The sequence below is a fragment of the Nocardia asiatica NBRC 100129 genome (genome assembly GCF_000308415.1).
GTDB lineage: Bacteria > Actinomycetota > Actinomycetes > Mycobacteriales > Mycobacteriaceae > Nocardia > Nocardia asiatica.
The window spans coordinates 1-17,637 of record NZ_BAFS01000256.1; the positions used below are offsets into that span (position 1 = coordinate 1).

General features: G+C 70.1%; 7 protein-coding genes. 3 read left to right on the forward strand and 4 right to left on the reverse strand.

Annotation, left to right across the window (positions count from 1 at the left end):
• Positions 1–106 precede the first annotated feature (106 nt).
• Complete coding sequence (locus ON27_RS24840) at positions 107–469, reverse strand: ArsR/SmtB family transcription factor (protein WP_043732694.1); 363 nt, start codon at positions 467–469, stop codon at positions 107–109.
• Positions 470–561: 92 nt separating this feature from the next.
• Here ON27_RS24840 and ON27_RS24845 point away from each other — a divergent pair, with 92 nt between their 5' ends.
• A complete protein-coding gene (locus ON27_RS24845; protein ID WP_043732698.1) occupies positions 562–2,523 on the forward strand; it encodes a heavy metal translocating P-type ATPase in 1,962 nt (653 codons plus the stop codon).
• 64 nt (positions 2,524–2,587) lie between these two features.
• Here ON27_RS24845 and gnd read toward each other — a convergent pair whose 3' ends face one another.
• Complete coding sequence (gene gnd, locus ON27_RS24850) at positions 2,588–4,033, reverse strand: NADP-dependent phosphogluconate dehydrogenase (RefSeq protein ID WP_043732701.1); 1,446 nt, start codon at positions 4,031–4,033, stop codon at positions 2,588–2,590.
• 164 nt (positions 4,034–4,197) lie between these two features.
• On the opposite strand from gnd, the gene ON27_RS24855 reads away from it, so the two are divergent.
• Together ON27_RS24855 and ON27_RS24860 are read left to right on the forward strand one after the other, a co-directional pair.
• Positions 4,198–5,427: a TetR/AcrR family transcriptional regulator gene (locus ON27_RS24855; RefSeq protein ID WP_083887797.1), complete on the forward strand. Its 1,230-nt coding sequence runs from the start codon at positions 4,198–4,200 to the stop codon at positions 5,425–5,427.
• Between the two features lie 218 nt (positions 5,428–5,645).
• On the forward strand, positions 5,646–7,481 hold the full coding sequence (locus tag ON27_RS24860) for an acyl-CoA dehydrogenase (protein ID WP_043732704.1): 1,836 nt from the start codon (positions 5,646–5,648) through the stop codon (positions 7,479–7,481).
• Positions 7,482–7,609: 128 nt separating this feature from the next.
• Here the strand turns inward: ON27_RS24860 and ON27_RS24865 are convergent, their stop codons facing one another.
• Positions 7,610–8,404: an FkbM family methyltransferase gene (locus ON27_RS24865; protein WP_043732706.1), complete on the reverse strand. Its 795-nt coding sequence runs from the start codon at positions 8,402–8,404 to the stop codon at positions 7,610–7,612.
• A complete protein-coding gene (locus tag ON27_RS24870; protein WP_218003036.1) occupies positions 8,398–17,604 on the reverse strand; it encodes a non-ribosomal peptide synthetase in 9,207 nt (3,068 codons plus the stop codon). Before ON27_RS24870 ends, ON27_RS24865 begins: the two co-directional genes overlap by 7 nt.
• Between the last annotated feature and the right edge of the window lie 33 nt (positions 17,605–17,637).

Here is a 17,637-nt window from a genome sequence, read left to right on the forward strand (position 1 = left end):
GCTACAAACTGTAGGACCCACCAGCCGGCGCACTCCGCCGCCGCACCCACCGCGCCAGTTCCCGGTCACGCGGCACGAAGGGTGGACCGGCCTCGCCGCGGCGGCGTCAGCCCACGGTCTCGGGGCGGTCGGACAATCCGAGACGCAGGTGTTCGCTGTGGTAGATGGCCTCGTCCAGGAGTTGGGCGACGTGGTTGTCGTAGAGGCTGTAGACGATGCTGCGGCCGGTGCGCGTTCCGGTGACCAGGCCCAGATTGCGCAGCAGCCGGAGCTGGTGGGAGACAGCGGACTGTTCCATGCCGATGGCATCGGCCAGCGCGCTCACCGACAGCGGGCCCTGGCGCAGTTCCGTGAGGATCATCAACCGGCTGGGGGTGGCCAGTGCCTGCAGAGTGGTCGCCACGTGGGCCGCCGATTCCGGATCCAGGCGCGCGACAGGGCGGTCCCTGCCCTCGACGCCATGTCCCATAAGGCACAAGCATACTCTAGGAACAAATGAAGACATGTTCATGTTTTCTGATATGGTCGGGTCGTCGTTCGTAGACGTCTTGGAGGTGACCTGTGGCCGCGCCGACTCTCGCGCCGACCCGTCCGACTCCGGCATCCGGTCTCGTGCCCGCGCGCCGGACTCGGCTGTCCGACCTGCCCGAAGTACGGTGGGCCGCCGCGGCCGTGCTGTTGTTCCTCACCGGTCTGGCGGTACAGCTGGCCGGCGGCCCGCCATGGGTCTGGTGGGGCTTGTACCTGGCCTGCTACGGCGCCGGCGGATGGGAGCCGGGTTGGTCGGGACTGCGCGCACTGCGGGACCGGACACTCGACGTCGACCTGCTCATGGTCGTCGCGGCGATCGGCGCGGCGTCCATCGGCCAGATCACCGACGGCGCGTTGCTGATCGTCATCTTCGCCACCTCCGGCGCCCTGGAAGCGCTGGCCACCGCGCGGACCGAGGATTCGGTGCGCGGACTGCTCGACCTCACCCCGGACACCGCGACCCGGATCGTCCAGGACGGCGACGAGGAGACGGTGAACGCCGCCGACCTGCGCGTCGGGGATGTGCTGGTGGTGCGCCCCGGCGAGCGGATCCCCGCGGACGCGACGGTGCTCTCCGGCGGCAGCGAAGTCGATCAGGCCACGATCACCGGCGAACCGTTACCGCTGGACAAGACCGCGGGTGACGAAGTGTTCGCGGGCACTCTCAACGGCACCGGCACGCTACGGATTCGCGTCGATCGTCGCGCGCAGGACTCGGTGGTCGCGCGGATCGCGGCCCTCGTCGAGCAGGCATCCCGAACCAAGGCGCGCACACAGCTTTTCATCGAGAAGGTGGAACAGCGCTACTCGATCGGCATGGTGGTGGTCACCCTCGCGGTGTTCACCATCCCCCTGCTGCTCGGCGACACCCTGCAACGGGCGCTGTTGCGAGCGATGACGTTCATGATCGTGGCATCCCCCTGCGCGGTGGTGCTGGCCACCATGCCGCCGCTGCTGGCGGCCGTCGCCAACGCGGGCCGCCACGGCGTGCTGGTCAAGTCCGCCGTGGTCATGGAAAAGCTCGGCGCCACCACACACGTCGCCTTCGACAAGACCGGCACCTTGACCCGTGGCATCCCCGAACTCGCCGAAATCCACTGCCTGGACGAGCGATTCACCGATGCCGAGCTGCTCCGGCTCGCCGCGGCCGCCGAGCGCCCGAGCGAGCATCCGCTGGCGGCGGCGATCGTGCGCGCGGCCCGCGGCCGGGATCTGCCCCTGCCCGAGGTCACCGAGTTCACCGCCCACCCCGGCCGCGGCGTGACCGCCCGCGTCGGTGACCACCTCATCGGGGTCGGCTCCCCCGCCACGGCAGGCCCCGGGCTCGTCACCGGGCAAGCCACTGTCGAAGCCCTCCAGGCGGACGGCTACACCGCCGTGGTCGTGACCTGCGCGCACCAGCCGATCGGGGTGCTGGCCCTCACCGACCAGCTCCGGCCGGAAGCGGCGGCGGCCGTGCGCGCCACGACGGAACTCATCCACGCCGAGCCGACGCTGCTGACCGGCGACAACCGCGCCACCGCCGACCGGCTCGCCGCACGGGTCGGCATCACCGACGTACGCGCCGAACTCCTGCCCGACGACAAGGTGGAAGCCGTGCGGCGGTGGCAGGCCGACGGGCGGACCGTGACCGTGGTCGGCGACGGCATCAACGACGCTCCCGCCCTCGCGGCGGCGGAGGTGGGCATCGCCATGGGCGGGGCCGGATCGGATCTCACCCTGCAGGCCGCGGATGCCGTGGTCGTGCGGGACGATCTGACCACGATCCCGGCGGTGATCGCGTTGTCCCGGCAGGCGCGGCGGGTCGTGATCGCCAATCTGGCCATCGCCGCCACCTTCATCGGCGTGCTGGTCGTCTGGGACCTCGCCGGCACCCTGCCCCTTCCGCTGGGCGTCGCCGGACACGAAGGATCAACCGTCATCGTCGGACTCAACGGCTTACGCCTGCTTCGCCGGGCGGCGTGGGAGCGGGCCGCCGGGACACGGGACTGAGGCAGGCGGGAACTACCGCCGCCGCGGTGCGGGAACGAGTTCCGCACCGCGGCAGCACGACGGGCTAGTCCGCGCGAACCTCGCTGCGGTCGCCGCTCCACAGCGTGTGGAACTTGCCTTCGGCGTCGACGCGTTCGTAGGTGTGCGCGCCGAAGAAGTCACGCTGCGCCTGCGTGAGCGCGGCCGGAAGACGCTCGGCGCGCAAGGCGTCGTAGTACGACAGCGACGACGCGAACGCGGGCACCGGAATGCCGAGCAGGGTCGCGGTGGACACGACGCGGCGCCAGCTGTCGATCGCGGTCTCGATCGCCTCGCGGAAGTACGGCGCCAGTATCAAACTCGGCAGCGACGGGTTCTCGTCGTAGGCTTCCTTGATCCGGTTGAGGAACCGGGCCCGGATGATGCAGCCGCCTCGCCAGATCGTCGCGAGGTCACCGGGGCGCAGTCCCCAATCGTATTCCGCACTGCCCGCCGCGATCTGGTCGAAGCCCTGGGCGTAGGCGACCACCTTGGAGGCGTACAGGGCCTGACGGATGTCCTCGGTGAACTGCTCGACATCGGTGGGCTTGCCGGCCAGCCGGCCCGACGCCAAACCCTCCGCGGCCCGGCGCTGACCGCGGGAACCCGACAGCGCCCGCGCGAACACCGCTTCGGCGATGCCGGTGACCGGCACGCCGAGGTCGAGCGCGGACTTCACCGTCCAGCGTCCGGTGCCCTTCTGTTCGGCCGCGTCCACGATGACGTCCACGAGCGGCTTGCCGGTCTTCGCGTCGACCTGGCTGAGCACCTCGGCGGTGATCTCGACCAGATAGCTCTCCAGGTCGCCGGAGTTCCATTGCGTGAACACGTCGGCGATCTGCTTGGCGTCGAAGCCGAGCGCGTCGCGGAACAGATGGTAGGCCTCGCCGATCAACTGCATGTCGGCGTACTCGATGCCGTTGTGCACCATCTTGACGAAATGTCCGGAGCCGTCCGGGCCGATATGGGTGCAGCAGGGCGTGCCGTCGACCTTCGCCGCGATGGACTCCAGCAGCGGGCCGAGCGAGTCGTAGGACTCCTTGGGGCCGCCGGGCATGATCGCGGGGCCGTTGAGCGCACCCTCCTCACCACCGGAGATACCCGCGCCGACGAAATTCAGCCCGCGCTCACGCATGGCGGCTTCGCGGCGAATGGTGTCGGTGTAGAGGGCGTTTCCGCCGTCGATGATGATGTCGCCCGGTTCCATCGCGGCCGCCAGTTCCTCGATGACCGCGTCGGTCGCGGCGCCGGCCTTCACCATGATCAGCACCCGGCGCGGCTTCTCCAGCGCGGCGACGAACTCCTCGATCGTCTCGGTCCGCACGAAGTCGCCGTCCTCGCCGTGCGCCTCGAGCAGTGCGTCGGTCTTGGCGACGGAGCGGTTGTGCAGCGCGACGGTATAACCGTTCCTGGCGAAGTTCCGTGCGATGTTGCTACCCATGACCGCCAGACCGGTGACCCCGATCTGTGCACGCGCTGTGGAGGTCGGCATCAATCAGCTCTCTTCGTTCGACAGGGCGGCGCGTCCGCGCGAAGCTGTTCGGCGGCTGCATCGTGGAGTCCGTTCCACGACGCTTCAGACCTTACCTACCGCGCCGGTGCCGATCGCGCGGCCCGGCCCCGCCGTCGACTGCCGGATACGCGACACTGACCGCGATGGGCACGCAGACGAACGGCGCACAGTCGAGGCGCAGACCACCGCACCGGCGTGAGATGATCCTGCGCGCCGCGGTCGACGCCTTCACACACGGCGGCTACTACGGCACGACGATGGCCGACATCGCGGCAGCGGTCGGCATCTCGGCGACGGCGCTGTACCGGCACTTCCGCAACAAGCAGCAACTCCTGGGACAGTGCCTGCTGGTGGGACTGGACGACACCCTCGACCGGATGGACGCCGCGTTCCGCTCCGACGATTCCGGTGCCGCGGTCCTGGCCGAACTGGTCCGGGTCGCGCTCGAACTGCGCGGCCTGCCGCGACTGTGGCAGCTCGAGTTCCGCAACCTGACCACCGCCGACAAGACCGCGGTACTGGTCCGCGCCGCGCGGCTCACCCGGTACCTGCGGCACACGATCCGCCTGCGCCGTCCCGAACTGAGCGCCGCGGACGTCGAGCTGCTGAGCTGGTGCGTGCTGTCGATCGCGGTCAGCCCCTCCTATCACCGCGCCGAGCTGCCCGCGCCCGCGGCCGCGCAGGTGCTCGACGCCGCCGTCGCGGCTGTGATCACGACCGAGATGCCCGAGCGTCCGGCGGGGCATGCGCCGAATCGGCCGCCACGCGCGGAGACCGGCAACACCGCACTGGACCGAGCGCTGCGGTCGGAGCGGATGCTCGCCGAGGCGGCGCGACTGTTCAGCACCCGCGGCTACGCCGCCGTCGGCATCGAGGACATCGGCGCGGCCGTCGGCGTCACCGGACCCGCCCTGTACCACCATTTCTCGAGCAAAGCCGAGCTACTCGACCAGATCGTCCGGCGCCAGGACGAGTGGCTGCGACTACTGCTGGCCCGGGCCATCGCCGAGGGCCGCAGCGCCGAGGAGTCCTTGCGCTCACTCATGCGCAGCTTCGCGCAGTTGGGTGTGGACGAACCCGATCTGCTCGCGATCACCGTCAGCGAGATCCGGCACCTGCCGGGCGAGGCGGTACAGCGCTACCGCAGGGTGCGCCTGGACGGCATCGCCCAGTGGGCCCGCATGCTGCAGGTCGTGCGGCCGGACTTGTCCGCTCCGGCCGCGCGGGTGCTCAGCCGCGCCGTCGCCACCGTCGTCATCGACGCCGTACGCAATCCGCGCTTCCGGCAGCGCGCCGACCTCGTCGACGTTCTCGTGGCGATCGGCGAGCGGATCGAAACGGCCCGGGTCCCCGGCCGCGTATCCGCGCAGTGATTTACACCACTTAGCAGTGATTAACATATTTCCCGCAATTACCGGCTATCAGCGGATTGAATCCAGTAGGACACTCGACCATCTACTTAGTGGTCATTAACATCTGGTTGATTTCGGGACACCGGTGCCGCACAGTGTGCCGTGGGCGATCACCCTGTGCGTGCGCCCGCCGAACCCCCTTGCCGGTAGACCGGCCGCTTCTCGAAAGGCGTTGGCTCGTGAGCCATTACAAGAGCAACGTGCGTGACCTCGAGTTCAACCTGTTCGAGGTGTACGGACTCGACGACATCCTCCGCTCCGGAGCATTCGGCGACCTGGACGGCGACACCGTGCGGTCGATGCTGTCGGAGGCCGCGCGCTTGGCCGAAGGGCCGGTCGCCGAACCGTTCGCCGAAACCGACCGCACTCCCCCGGTTTTCGACGCGGCCACCCACTCGGTCAGCCTGCCGGACCCGTTCAAGAAGGCCGTGCGCGCCTGGTACGACGCCGAATGGTGGCGCGTCGGCAAGGCCGAGGCGATCGGCGGTGTGCCCGCCCCCGCGATGGTCAGCTGGGCGATCAGCGAATTCGTCCTCGGGGCACAGCCGGCGGCCTACATGTACCTGACCGGCCCGATGATGGCCCACATCATGTACGGCATCGGCACCGGGCAACAGCGGCGCTGGGCCCAGTTCATGACCGAACGCGGCTGGGGCGCCACCATGGTGCTCACCGAGCCCGACGCCGGTTCCGATGTCGGCGCCGGACGCACCAAGGCGATCGAGCAGGAAGACGGCACCTGGCACATCGAAGGCGTCAAGCGGTTCATCACCTCCGCCGACTCCGACGACCTGTTCCCGAACATCGCGCACCTGGTGCTGGCCCGCCCCGAGGGCGCGGGCCCGGGCACCAAGGGCCTGTCGCTGTTCTTCGTGCCGAAGTTCCACTTCGACCACGAGACCGGCGAGCTGGGCGAGCGCAACGGCGTCTTCGTCACCAACGTCGAACACAAGATGGGCCTGAAAGCGTCGGCCACCTGTGAGGTCACCTTCGGCGGCCACGGCATCCCGGCCAAGGGCTGGCTGGTCGGCGAGGTGCACAACGGCATCGCGCAGATGTTCGAGGTCATCGAAGAAGCCCGCATGATGGTGGGCACCAAGGCCATCGCCACACTGTCCACCGGGTACCTCAACGCCCTCGAATACGCGAAGACCCGCGTGCAGGGCAGCGACCTGACCCGGATGGCGGACAAGACCGCGCCGAAGGTGACCATCACCCGCCACGCGGACGTGCGCCGGTCGCTGATGATGCAGAAGGCGTACGCCGAGGGCCTGCGGGCGATCTACCTCTACACCGCCGGTCACCAGAACGACGTCGTAGCGCGACATATCTCGGGCGCTGATGCGGAGTTGGCCGCGCGGGTCAACGACCTGCTGCTGCCGATCGTCAAGGGTGTGGGCTCCGAGCGGGCCTACCAGTACCTCACCGAGTCGCTGCAGACCCTCGGTGGTTCCGGCTTCCTGCAGGACTACCCGATCGAGCAGTACATCCGCGACGCGAAGATCGACTCCCTCTACGAGGGCACCACCGCCATCCAGGCGCAGGACTTCTTCTTCCGCAAGATCGCCCGCGACCGCGGCGTCGCACTCGCCCACCTGGCGGGCAAGATCCGGGACACGGCGCAATCCTCCGCCGGTGACGGCCGGCTCAAGGCCGAGAAGATCCTGCTCGCCACCGCGCTCGAAGACGTCCAGGACATGGCGGGCCGCTTCACCCAGCATCTGCTCGCCGCGCAGGAGCACCCCACCGAGCTGTACAAGATCGGCCTGAATTCCGTCCGATTCCTGCTCGCCGTCGGCGACCTGCTCGTCGCCTGGCGACTGATCGTCGCGGCCGAAATCGCCTCGGCCGCACTCGATGGCGCCCCGAGCGAGCAGGACCGGGCTTTCTACCAGGGCAAAGTCGCAGTCGCGTCGTTCTTCGCCAAGACCGTCCTGCCACACCTGAGCGCCGATTGGTCGGTGATCTCCGACGTCGACATCAGCGTCATGGAACTCGACGAAGCCGCCTTCTGACCCACCGCCGAGGCAGCTTTCGTCACCGGATCGCCGGAAGGAAACCGGCACGGGAACAGTCCCGGATGTTTCAGGACTGTTCCCGTGCCGGGTCGGCGTCTTCGTTTCCGGTGGCGGCGCGGAACCCGTCAGGCGAGATCCGCCCGAACAGCGTAGATTTCGTGCAATTCGGTTCCGATCAGGCTCGGGTCCTGCCGAGTTCGGGCGATCAGGCCGTGCCTGCGCAACAGTTCGCAGCACTGCGCCAAGCGATCGTCCCGGTCGTGCACCTCGGCGACGACGGCACGAATCCGCGGCCAGTCCGCGGCGGCGATGCCGTGCAAGACGTCGAGTTCCGCTCGCTCGACATCGACTTTGAGCAACCCGACCTCCGCATTCCGGCCGTACTCGCCGAGAATCGCCGAAACGGTGGTGACCTCGACGTCGATGCATTCGCCCTCGTGCAACCCGGCCGTGATCAGTGCTATCGCCTCGTTGTCGAGTCCGCTGTTACGCAGGTAGATCTCGGTGGCCGCGTCGTCGGCCGCGCGGTCGGCATAGAGACCGGAGTTCGCCGACGCCCGCGGATACCAGGTGAACGGCGCGCTTCCGGGCGCGGCCCCGACCGCGACTCGCAGCGGCACGCCGTCCGGCACGTGAGCGGCCATATTGCGCGCCAGGCAATCGAAGGTGGGCGGAGCGGGCTCGGCGGCGATCACCCGAACCGCCGGGCAGGTGTCGGCGAACATCATCGCGCTCAATCCGATGTTCGCGCCGATATCTAGTGCGAGGTCCCCCGGCCGCAGGCGCGCCGCGGCCCGCCGGTAGAACCCATGGGTCGACATCTCGCCCCACAACATCCGCGCCTCCGCCGGACTCGTGCAGGTCACCGTCCTGCCGTCGTCGAGCCTGAGTTGCTGGAGTTGCTGGAGAGTCTTCAGCATTCGTTCGAGAACCTTTCGAGAATCGGGCCGATGACGGCCAGTGCGTGCGGGTGGGTCAATTCGAGATGTCGTGCGTCGACGACCGTGTTGTGCAGGTCGCCGGTGATGAACGGCCGCCACGTCCGCACGACGGCGTCGTGGTCCGCGCGGTCCTTTCCCGCGGTGAAGAAGACCAGGTCACCATCGAAGACGGCGGGTCGATACCGCTGGGCGATGCCGCCCGCGGTCTCGAAGCTCTCCATCACCCGGTCCACCTGTTCGGCGGTGAACATCCCCGTGGCGGTCACCTGGTCGCGGATCACCGCCCACGCCTGCTCGTGGGTGTCCGCGGTGACCTCGGCGCCCAGGGCGAACAGTTCACGCCAGCCACCGAGCAGGTCGGCCATCAATTCGGCCGGTGCGGGCTCGTCCCCGGTGGTGTCCGTCGCCGCGGTCAGCGCCGCCTCGTCGCCCACGGCGCTGTCCATCATGGCCAGCAGGCCCACCTGCTGGCCCTCGCGCTGCAGCCGGACCGCGACGGCGTGTGCGATCGCACCGCCCAGCGACCAGCCCAGCAGGTGGTACGGCCCGGTGGGCTGCACTCGGCGGATCTCGCGCGCATAGCGCTCGGCCAGCTGGTCGACGGATTCGGCGCTCGGTTCGCCCGCCACGACATGCGGATCCTGCAAGCCGTAGACCGGCCGGTCCTTGTCCAGGTGTTCCACCATTCCGCCGTAGAACCACGCCAGCCCGCCCGCGGGGTGCACCGCGAAGACCGCGGGCTTGCTACCGTGCGCGCGCAGCGGCAGCAACACTTGCAGCCCCGAGCCGCCCGCCGCGCCGTCGGCCCTGGCCGCCAGGGCTTTCGGCGTCGCGTCGTCGAACATCCACGGCAATTGGATGGTCACGCCGCGGGTACGCGACTCGGTCACCACCATCGTGGCCAGCAGCGAGTTGCCGCCGAGATCGAAGAATCCGTCCGTGATCCCCACGCGCTGGACACCGAGGACCTGCGCGTAGACCTCGCTGATCACCTTCTCCGTGTGCGTGCGCGGCGCGACGAAAGCGGTCGCCGATTCCTCGAACTCCGGAGCGGGCAGTGCTTTTCGATCGAGCTTGCCGTTGACCGTCAACGGCAGCGCGGGCAACACCATGATCGCCGCGGGAACCATGTAGCCGGTCAGCACCCGGGCGGCGGTCTCACGCACCTCGACCGGATCGATCTGCTGGCCGTCGACGCCGACGACGTAACCGATCAACTGATCCACGCCGCGCTCGTGCCGGTGCACCGTGACCGCGGCCTGGGTGACCAGCGGGTGGCGCAGCAGCGCCGACTCCACCTCGCCGAGCTCGATCCGGAAGCCGCGCAACTGCACCTGCGCGTCGGCCCGGCCCACGTACACCAGTTCCAGCCCGCGCGCGGACTTCCGCCACCTGCCCACGTCCCCGGATCGGTAGAGCCGGGCGCCCTCGCCGCCGAAGGGATCGGCCACGAATCGGCCCGCGGTCAGCGCCGGGGCCGCCAGGTAACCACGCGAGAGCTGGCCGCCGGCCACGTAGATCTCCCCGGCCACGCCGATCGGCACCGGACGCAGGCGATCGTCGAGGACGTAGACCCGCAGGCCGGGCAGCGGCGCTCCGATGCCGTTCGATTCGGCCCGCGTGACCTCGGCGAACGTCACGTGCACGGTCGTCTCGGTGATGCCGTACATGTTCACCAGCCGCGGGGATCCGGGCGCGTGCGCCGTGAACCAGTCGCGCAACCGGGACGCGTCCAGCGCCTCGCCACCGAAGACGACATACCGCAGAGCGAGATCACCTGAGGGACAACCCGATTCGCGATAGCGGCGCTCCGATTCGGCGAAGCCGTAGAACGCCGAGGGCGTCTGGCTCAGCACGGTCACGCGCTCCCGGGCCACGACGTCCACGAACGCCTCCGGCGACCTGGAGGTGTCGTAGTCGACCACGACGACCTTGCCGCCGGACAGCAACGCGCCCCAGATCTCCCACACCGCGAAATCGAAGGCGTAGGAATGGAACATCGTCCACACGTCGCCGGGTCCGAGATCGAATCGCTCGGCCGCGTTCGTGAACAAGGTGACCGCCTCCCGATGGCTGACCGTCACCCCCTTCGGGCGGCCCGTCGATCCCGAGGTGTAGATGACGTAGGCGACGTTGCCCGGTCGCGCACCCGAGACCACCGGAGCGGACGCCGCCGCGTCGTCGTGCACGCAATCCTCGACGAGCACGACCGGCGCGGCGCACTCCGGCACCGCCGCGGACAGCGACGCCGTGGTCAGCACCGCGGCCGGGTGGGCGTCGTCGAGCACGAACCGCAGTCGTTCCGGCGGATACGCCACGTCCAGCGGCAGATATCCCGCGCCCGCGCGCACGACGCCGAGCAGACCCACCACGAGGTCGGTCGTGCGCGGCAATGCCACGGCCACCAGCGATTCCGGGCCCACACCCTGCTCGCCCAGCCGAGCCGCCACCGCGGCGGCGCGCCGATCCAGCTCCGCGTAGGTCAGCTGCGCGGCACCGTCGGTCACCGCGACCGCGTCCGGGCGCGCGGCGGCCTGGGCGAGGAACAGCTCCGCGAGCGTCGTCTCGGGAACCGCGACCCCCGCGTCACCGGCCGCGTCGAGCAGTGCGCGCCGTTGCGCCGGATCGGCCAGGTCGATGTCCCCGACGGCGACCGCCGGGTTCGCGGTCACCTCCTCCAGGATCCGCACGTAGGCCCGCGCGAACCCGGTCATCGTCTCCTCGGTGAAGAGATCGGTGGCGTAGGTCAGGCGTCCTCGGATGCCGTCGGGCTGTCCGTGCGCACCGGACCGTTCGACCAGACTCAGATTCAGATCGGCTTGCGCCGGTTCGAATCCGTTCTCGACCGGCTCGACGGTGAGGCCGGGCAGCTGCAACGCGGCCTCGCTCAGGTTCTGGACATCGAGCGTCACCTGGTACAGCGGCAGATGCGCGGTGGACCGCGGCGGGTTCAGCGCCTCCACCACCTGCTCGAAGGGCACGTCGGCGTGCGCGAACGCGGCCAGGTCCGTGTCCCGCGTCGCCGCGAGCAGGTCGCTGAACGACTGCCGCGACGACACCCGCGAGCGCAGGACCAGCGTATTGACGAACATGCCGATCAGGTCGTCGAGTTCGCGCTCACCGCGGCCGGCCACCGGGGTGCCCACCGCGACGTCACCGACACCGGCCAATCGCGACAGCAGGACGGTCAGCGCGGCGTGCACGACCATGAAGACCGTCGCGTTCGCCGCGCGCGCGACCGCGCCGACGCGTTCCCGCAGCGCGGCGGAGATCTCGAATTCCACGGTCCGGCCGCGCATGGACGCCACCGGCGGGCGGGGCAGGTCGGTGGGCAATTCGAGCAGTTCGGGCAGCCCGCCGAGGGTTTCCTTCCAGAAGCGCAACTGCTGCGACATGACCGAGCCGGGATCGTGCTCGTCCCCGAGCACCTCGCGTTGCCACAGCGTGTAGTCCGCGTACTGCACCGCGAGGGCGGGCCAGACCGGTTCCGATCCCTGTTTGCTCGCCTGATAGGCCATTGCCACGTCCCGCGCGAGCGGCAGCATGGACTGCCCGTCGGCGCAGATGTGGTGCACCGCGATGACCAGCACGTGCTCGTGAACGTCGAGCCGGAACAACTCGACGCGCATCGGGGGGGCCTGGGTCACGTCGAAGCTCGCCGAGACCGTCGCGAGCACCCGTTCCCTCAGCCGCTCCGCCTCCACCTCGACCGGGGTGAGACCCGCGGGCAGCACCTCCTCGACGGCAACGGTCACCTGATGCGGCGTCCCGTCGGTCATCGGGAACTTGGTCCGCAGTGCTTCGTGCCGGGCTACGACCAGCTCGCACGCGCGCCGCAACGCGTCGACGTCGAGTTCGCCCGTCAGCCGGATCACCAGCGGGATGTTGTAGGCGCCGACGGAGGTGTCGAGCTGATTGAGGAACCACATCCGCTGCTGCGCCAGCGACAGCGGCACCAGGTCGGGGCGGTCGCGCGGGACCAGCGGCGCCCGGTCCGTCCGTTCGGACGTCGCCAGACGTGCCGCGAGTTCGGCGACCGACGGTGCTTCGAACAGATCGCGGACACCGGCGCGCACGGCGAGCACCGTGCCCAACTGCGCCGTCACCCGGGTCGCCGACAGCGAATTGCCGCCGAGGTCGAAGAAGCTGTCGGTGGCGCCGACCCGTTCGATGCCCAGGACGTTGCCGAACACCTGCGCGACCTGCCGTTCGGTCTCCGTGCGCGGCGCGACCCAGGCCCGCGCGGCGGCGAATTCCGGCTCGGGCAGCGCCCTGCGGTCCAGCTTCCCGGTCCTGGTGAGCGGGAATTCGGCGAGCACCGTGCACAGGTCGGGCACCATGTGCGCGGGCAGGCGCAGCCGCGCGGCCGCCCGGACCTCCTCCGGATCCAAGTCCGCCGAGCCGACCAGGTAGCCGACCAGCCGGCCGATGCCGCGCTCGTCCTTGCGCAGCACCACGGCCGCGTGCTCCACACCGGGTTCTCCGGCGAGAACGGACTCGATCTCACCGAGCTCGATCCGCTGACCGCGGATCTTCACCTGGAAGTCGCCGCGTCCCAGATATTCCAGGGTGTGTTCCGGTGTCCAGCGAGCCAAGTCGCCGGTGCGGTACATCCGTGACCCGGCCGGGCCGAACGGATTCGCGACGAACGCGCCGGACGTCCCACCGGGCCGGTTCACGTATCCGCGTGCCAGCTGCACACCCGCGAGATACAACTCGCCGACGACGCCGACGGGAACCGGCCGCAGCCAGGGATCCAGCACTACGGCCTCGACCCCACCGATCGGACCACCGATCGTGACGGTTTCGCCGGGATGCAGCGGGCCGCCGATCGCCGCCAGGATGGTCGTCTCGGTCGGGCCGTATCCGTTCAGCAGTCGCCGGCCCGGCGACCATTGCGTGACGATCTCCGGCGTCACCGCCTCGCCACCGGCCATCAGCACCCGCAAGCAATCCAGTCCCTCGGGCGACATCGTGGCCAGCACGCTGGGCGTCAGGAACGAGTGCGAGACACGTTGCGCTCGAATGACCTTCGCCAGGTCGGGGCCGCCGAACACGTCCGGCGGCGGCACCACGAGCACCGCGCCGGTGGTGTGCGCCAGCAGCATTTCGAGCACCACCACGTCGAAGCCGGGAGCGGACGCGTTCAGCACGCGCGACCGGCTGTCCACCCCGAACCGGGAACGTTGCACCGCGGCGAGATTCGCCAGCCCCTCGTGGGTGACGGCCACGCCCTTCGGCGTCCCGGTCGAGCCCGAGGTGTACAGCACGTAGGCGGTGTCGCGCACATGTGGCGTACGCAGCCGATCGCCGTCGGTCACCGCGGCCGAGGACCGCGCCGCGATCGCCTCGCGGGTCCGCGGATCGTCGAGCACCAGCCCCCGCACGGCGGCCGGGACCAGCTCTCGCGACGCCTCGACGGTGACCGCGACGCGCACCCGGGAGTCGGCGACCATGTGCCCGACGCGTTCCGTCGGATTCCGCGGATCCACGGGCAGGAAGGCGGCGCCCGTCTTGGCCACGGCCCACATGCCGAGCACGAACTCCACCGACCGCGCCATCGCCAGCGCGACCTGATCACCCGGCCCGACGCCCCAGTCGATCAGCTCACGCGCGACGCGGTTCGACCAGGCATCCAACTCGGCGTAGGACAGCGTTCGCCCATCCGAAACCACCGCGGGCGCATCGTGGTCCACCGCGACGCCGGCGGCCAGCAATTCCGGCAGCAGACGCGGCGATTCGGCCCGTCCGCCCGTGGCGGGCACCAGGGCGCGGCGCTCGCTCGCGGACACCAGGTCCACCTCACCCAGCCGCGCCCGCGGGTCGGTCGTGATGGCGCGCAGTACGGTTTCCAGACGTTCGGCCAGACCCGCGGCGGTCCGCTCGTCCACGCGGGCCTGCTGGTAGCGGATCATGACGTGCAGCCGGTCGGTCTGGTGGGCCTGCACCGTGATCGGGTAATGGGCGGCGTCGCTGCCGTCCGCCCCGACCACCCGCATGCCGTCGATGTCCGCCTCCCCCAGCCCGCTGCTGTCGACCGGATACGACTCGAAGACGACCAAGGTGTCGAACAGCTGGGCGGCGTCGGCGGCCGACAGGATCCGCGACAGTTCGACGTCGTGATGATCGAGCAGCCGGGTGTTGTCCGCCTGCAACCGCAGCAGCGCGTCCTCGATGGTCGAGGACCGCGGGACGTGCACGGCCACCGGAATCGTATTGATGAACAAACCGACCATCGACTCCACGCCCGGCAGTTCGGCCGGACGTCCCGAGACCGTGCCGCCGAACACCACTCGCTCGACGCCGAGCAGGTTGCCCAGAACCGCCGCCCAGGCGAATTGCACGATGGTCGCCATGGTCACCGCCCGTGCGCGGGCGAACTCCACCAGCTCCGCGGTGGCCGTCCGGTCCAGCACGACGGCCAGGTCGACCGGGATGCCGACCGTCGTGTGCGTCCGCGCGTCGGCGACCACCGTGGGTTCGGTGAACTCGCGCAGCGCCTCTCGCCACACCTCGATCCCGGCGGAGGGGTCGCGCCGCTGCAGCCATTCCAGGTAGCTGCGGTAGGACGCCGCGGCGGGCAGCGCCTCCGCGCGCGCGTCCACCGCGTACAGACCGATCAGCTCGCGCCACAGCAACGGCAACGACCAGCCGTCCAGCAGCAGGTGGTGGGCGGTCAGCACCAGCCGGAAGTCCTGTGGCGCCACGGCGATCAGCAGCAACCGCAGCAGCGGCGGATCGGCGGGGTCGAACGGGACCGCGCGCTCGGCCGCGATCAGTTCCTCCGGGGTCGTGCCCTCGCGCAGGTCGACCCGCCGCCAGCGCACGACCGCTTCGGCCGGGATCACCTGTGCCGGGATGCCGTCGGCCGTGCGGACGAAGGCGGCTCGCAGGTTGGGATGGCGCTCGAGCAGAGCCTTCGCCGAACGTTCGAGGCGGCGCTCATCGATCACGCCGGCGAGGGCGAGCGTCGACTGTGCGGTGTAGACGTCGAGATCGCCCGCGGCGAGTTCGGCGTGGAACAGCAGCCCCGCCTGCAGCGGCGCCAGCGACCAGATGTCGCCGAGGGCTCCGTAACGTCCGGCGAAGGTGTCCAGATCGGACTGGGTGACCTCGACGAGCGGGATATCGGCCGGTGAGAAGCCCCAGTCCCCGTCCGCACGGGCCGCGGCGGCGATGCCGGTCACCGCGGCGACCCATTCGTCGACGAGTTCGGCCACGTCGTCGTGCTCCAGCAGACGGGAGGCGTAACCGACGTGCGCGGACAGGCATGGCCCCGCCTCGGTGTCCACGATGTGCGCGTCGATGGTGAGGGCCGCCGCGGCGGGCATGTCCGGATCGAAGGCAGCGCGCCGGTCGAACGGCTCGTCGGTCGGAATCCAGGCGAGGTCCGACAGCGTCGTCAGATCGACGCCGACCCGGCCGAGGTTGTTGAAGCTGATCTGCGGCTCCGGCAGCGCCGCGAGCCGGTCGGCCGTGCCCGGGTGCAGATAGCGCAGCAAGCCGTAACCGATCCCCTTGTCCGGGATCTCGCGCAACTGGTCTTTCACGCGCTTCACCGCGGCGCGGAGATCGTCGGCGGCGACGCCGCTGACGTCCAGTGCGACCGGATAGGTGTTGGTGAACCACCCGACCGTGCGCGAGACATCCGCGCCCTCGGCGATCTGCTCCGCGCGCCCATGGCCCTCCAGCAGGACTTTCAATCCCGAGTGCGCGATACCGCGGCGGTGGCGCCAGCGCGTCGCGGCCACGGCCAGACCGGCCAGCAGCGCATCGTCGACAGTGCCGTGGGCGGCCCTCGGCACCGCGTCGAGCAAGGCCGAGGTGACCTCCACCGGCAGGGACACCGTCAGACTGCGCACCGTCGACTGGGTGTCGAGAGCAGGGTCCAGCACCGCGCTGCCCAACAGCGGATCGGCCGCCGCGCCCATCCGGTGCCACAACTCGAACTCGTCGGCGCGGGCCGCGGCGGCCTCGGTGAGCGCGTGCGCCCACCGCCGCATGGACGTGCCCTGCGCGGGCAGCTCCACCGCTCGTCCGCGCGTGACCTGCTGCCAGGCAGTGGCGAGGTCGGGCACCAGAATCCGCCAGGACACGCCGTCGACGGCGAGATGGTGCACGACGACGAGCGCCCGCGCTTCGGCCTCGAGGCCCGGTTCCGGCAGCAGACAGGCGACCTGCATCATCCGGCCCTCGGCCGGGTCGAGCCGGTCGGATGCCTCGGCCAGCGCCGCTTCCACCACCGCGGTGAAACCGGCGCTGCCCGGCGCCTCGTCGGCGCGGAAGACGCGGGTGAGCACCGCGCCCGCGGCGTCGGCCGCGTCCGCCCGCGGCACTTCGAGCCGGTCTTCGCGCAGCGTGGCGCGCAACATGTCGTGCTGTTCCAGCACCGCCCGCACCGTGGCGGTCACGTCCGCCACGCGCGCGTCGCCCGGCAGGCGCACCAGCATCGACTGGGCGAACCGCGGGGCGGCGCCGAGACGCTCGGTGAACCAGGAGACGACCGGCGTGAAGGGAATCTCGCCCACGCCGCCGCCCGGCAATTCCTCCAGCGTGACCCGTTCGGCGGCCGCGGCCACCCGAGCCAGGCCGCGGACGGTCTTGTGCTCGAAGATGTCGCGCGCCGTCACGACGACACCCGCGGATTTCAACCGGGAAGCCAGCTGGATCGACAGGATGGAGTCGCCGCCGAGGCTGAAGAACGAGGTGGTGACGCCGACCGATCCGATCCCGAGCACATCCGCGAACGCGGCCGCGATGATGCGCTCCAGCTCGGTCGACGCCGCGACGGCGTCGTCCGCGGCGGGTTCGAAGACCGGTTCCGGCAGCGCTTTTCGATCGACCTTGCCGGTCGAGGTGATCGGCATGCGGTCGAGCACGGTGAGCACCGACGGCACCATGTGCGCGGGCAGGACCGCCGCGACGTGATCGAGCACGGTGGCCGGTTCCACGCGGGTCGCGGCTTCGGTCACGATGTAGGCGGCGAGCAGCGGCCGGCCGCCGGGCCCGGTGCGGCTGACGGTCACCGCCGCAGCCACGGCCGGATGCGTGAGCAGCGCGGCATCGATCTCACCGAGTTCGATGCGCTGGCCACGGATCTTGACCTGGAAGTCGCTGCGGCCGACGTATTCCAGGGTGCGCTGCGCATTCCACCGGACGATGTCGCCGGTGCGGTACATCCGGGCGCCGGGCCCGCCGTACGGATTCGCCAC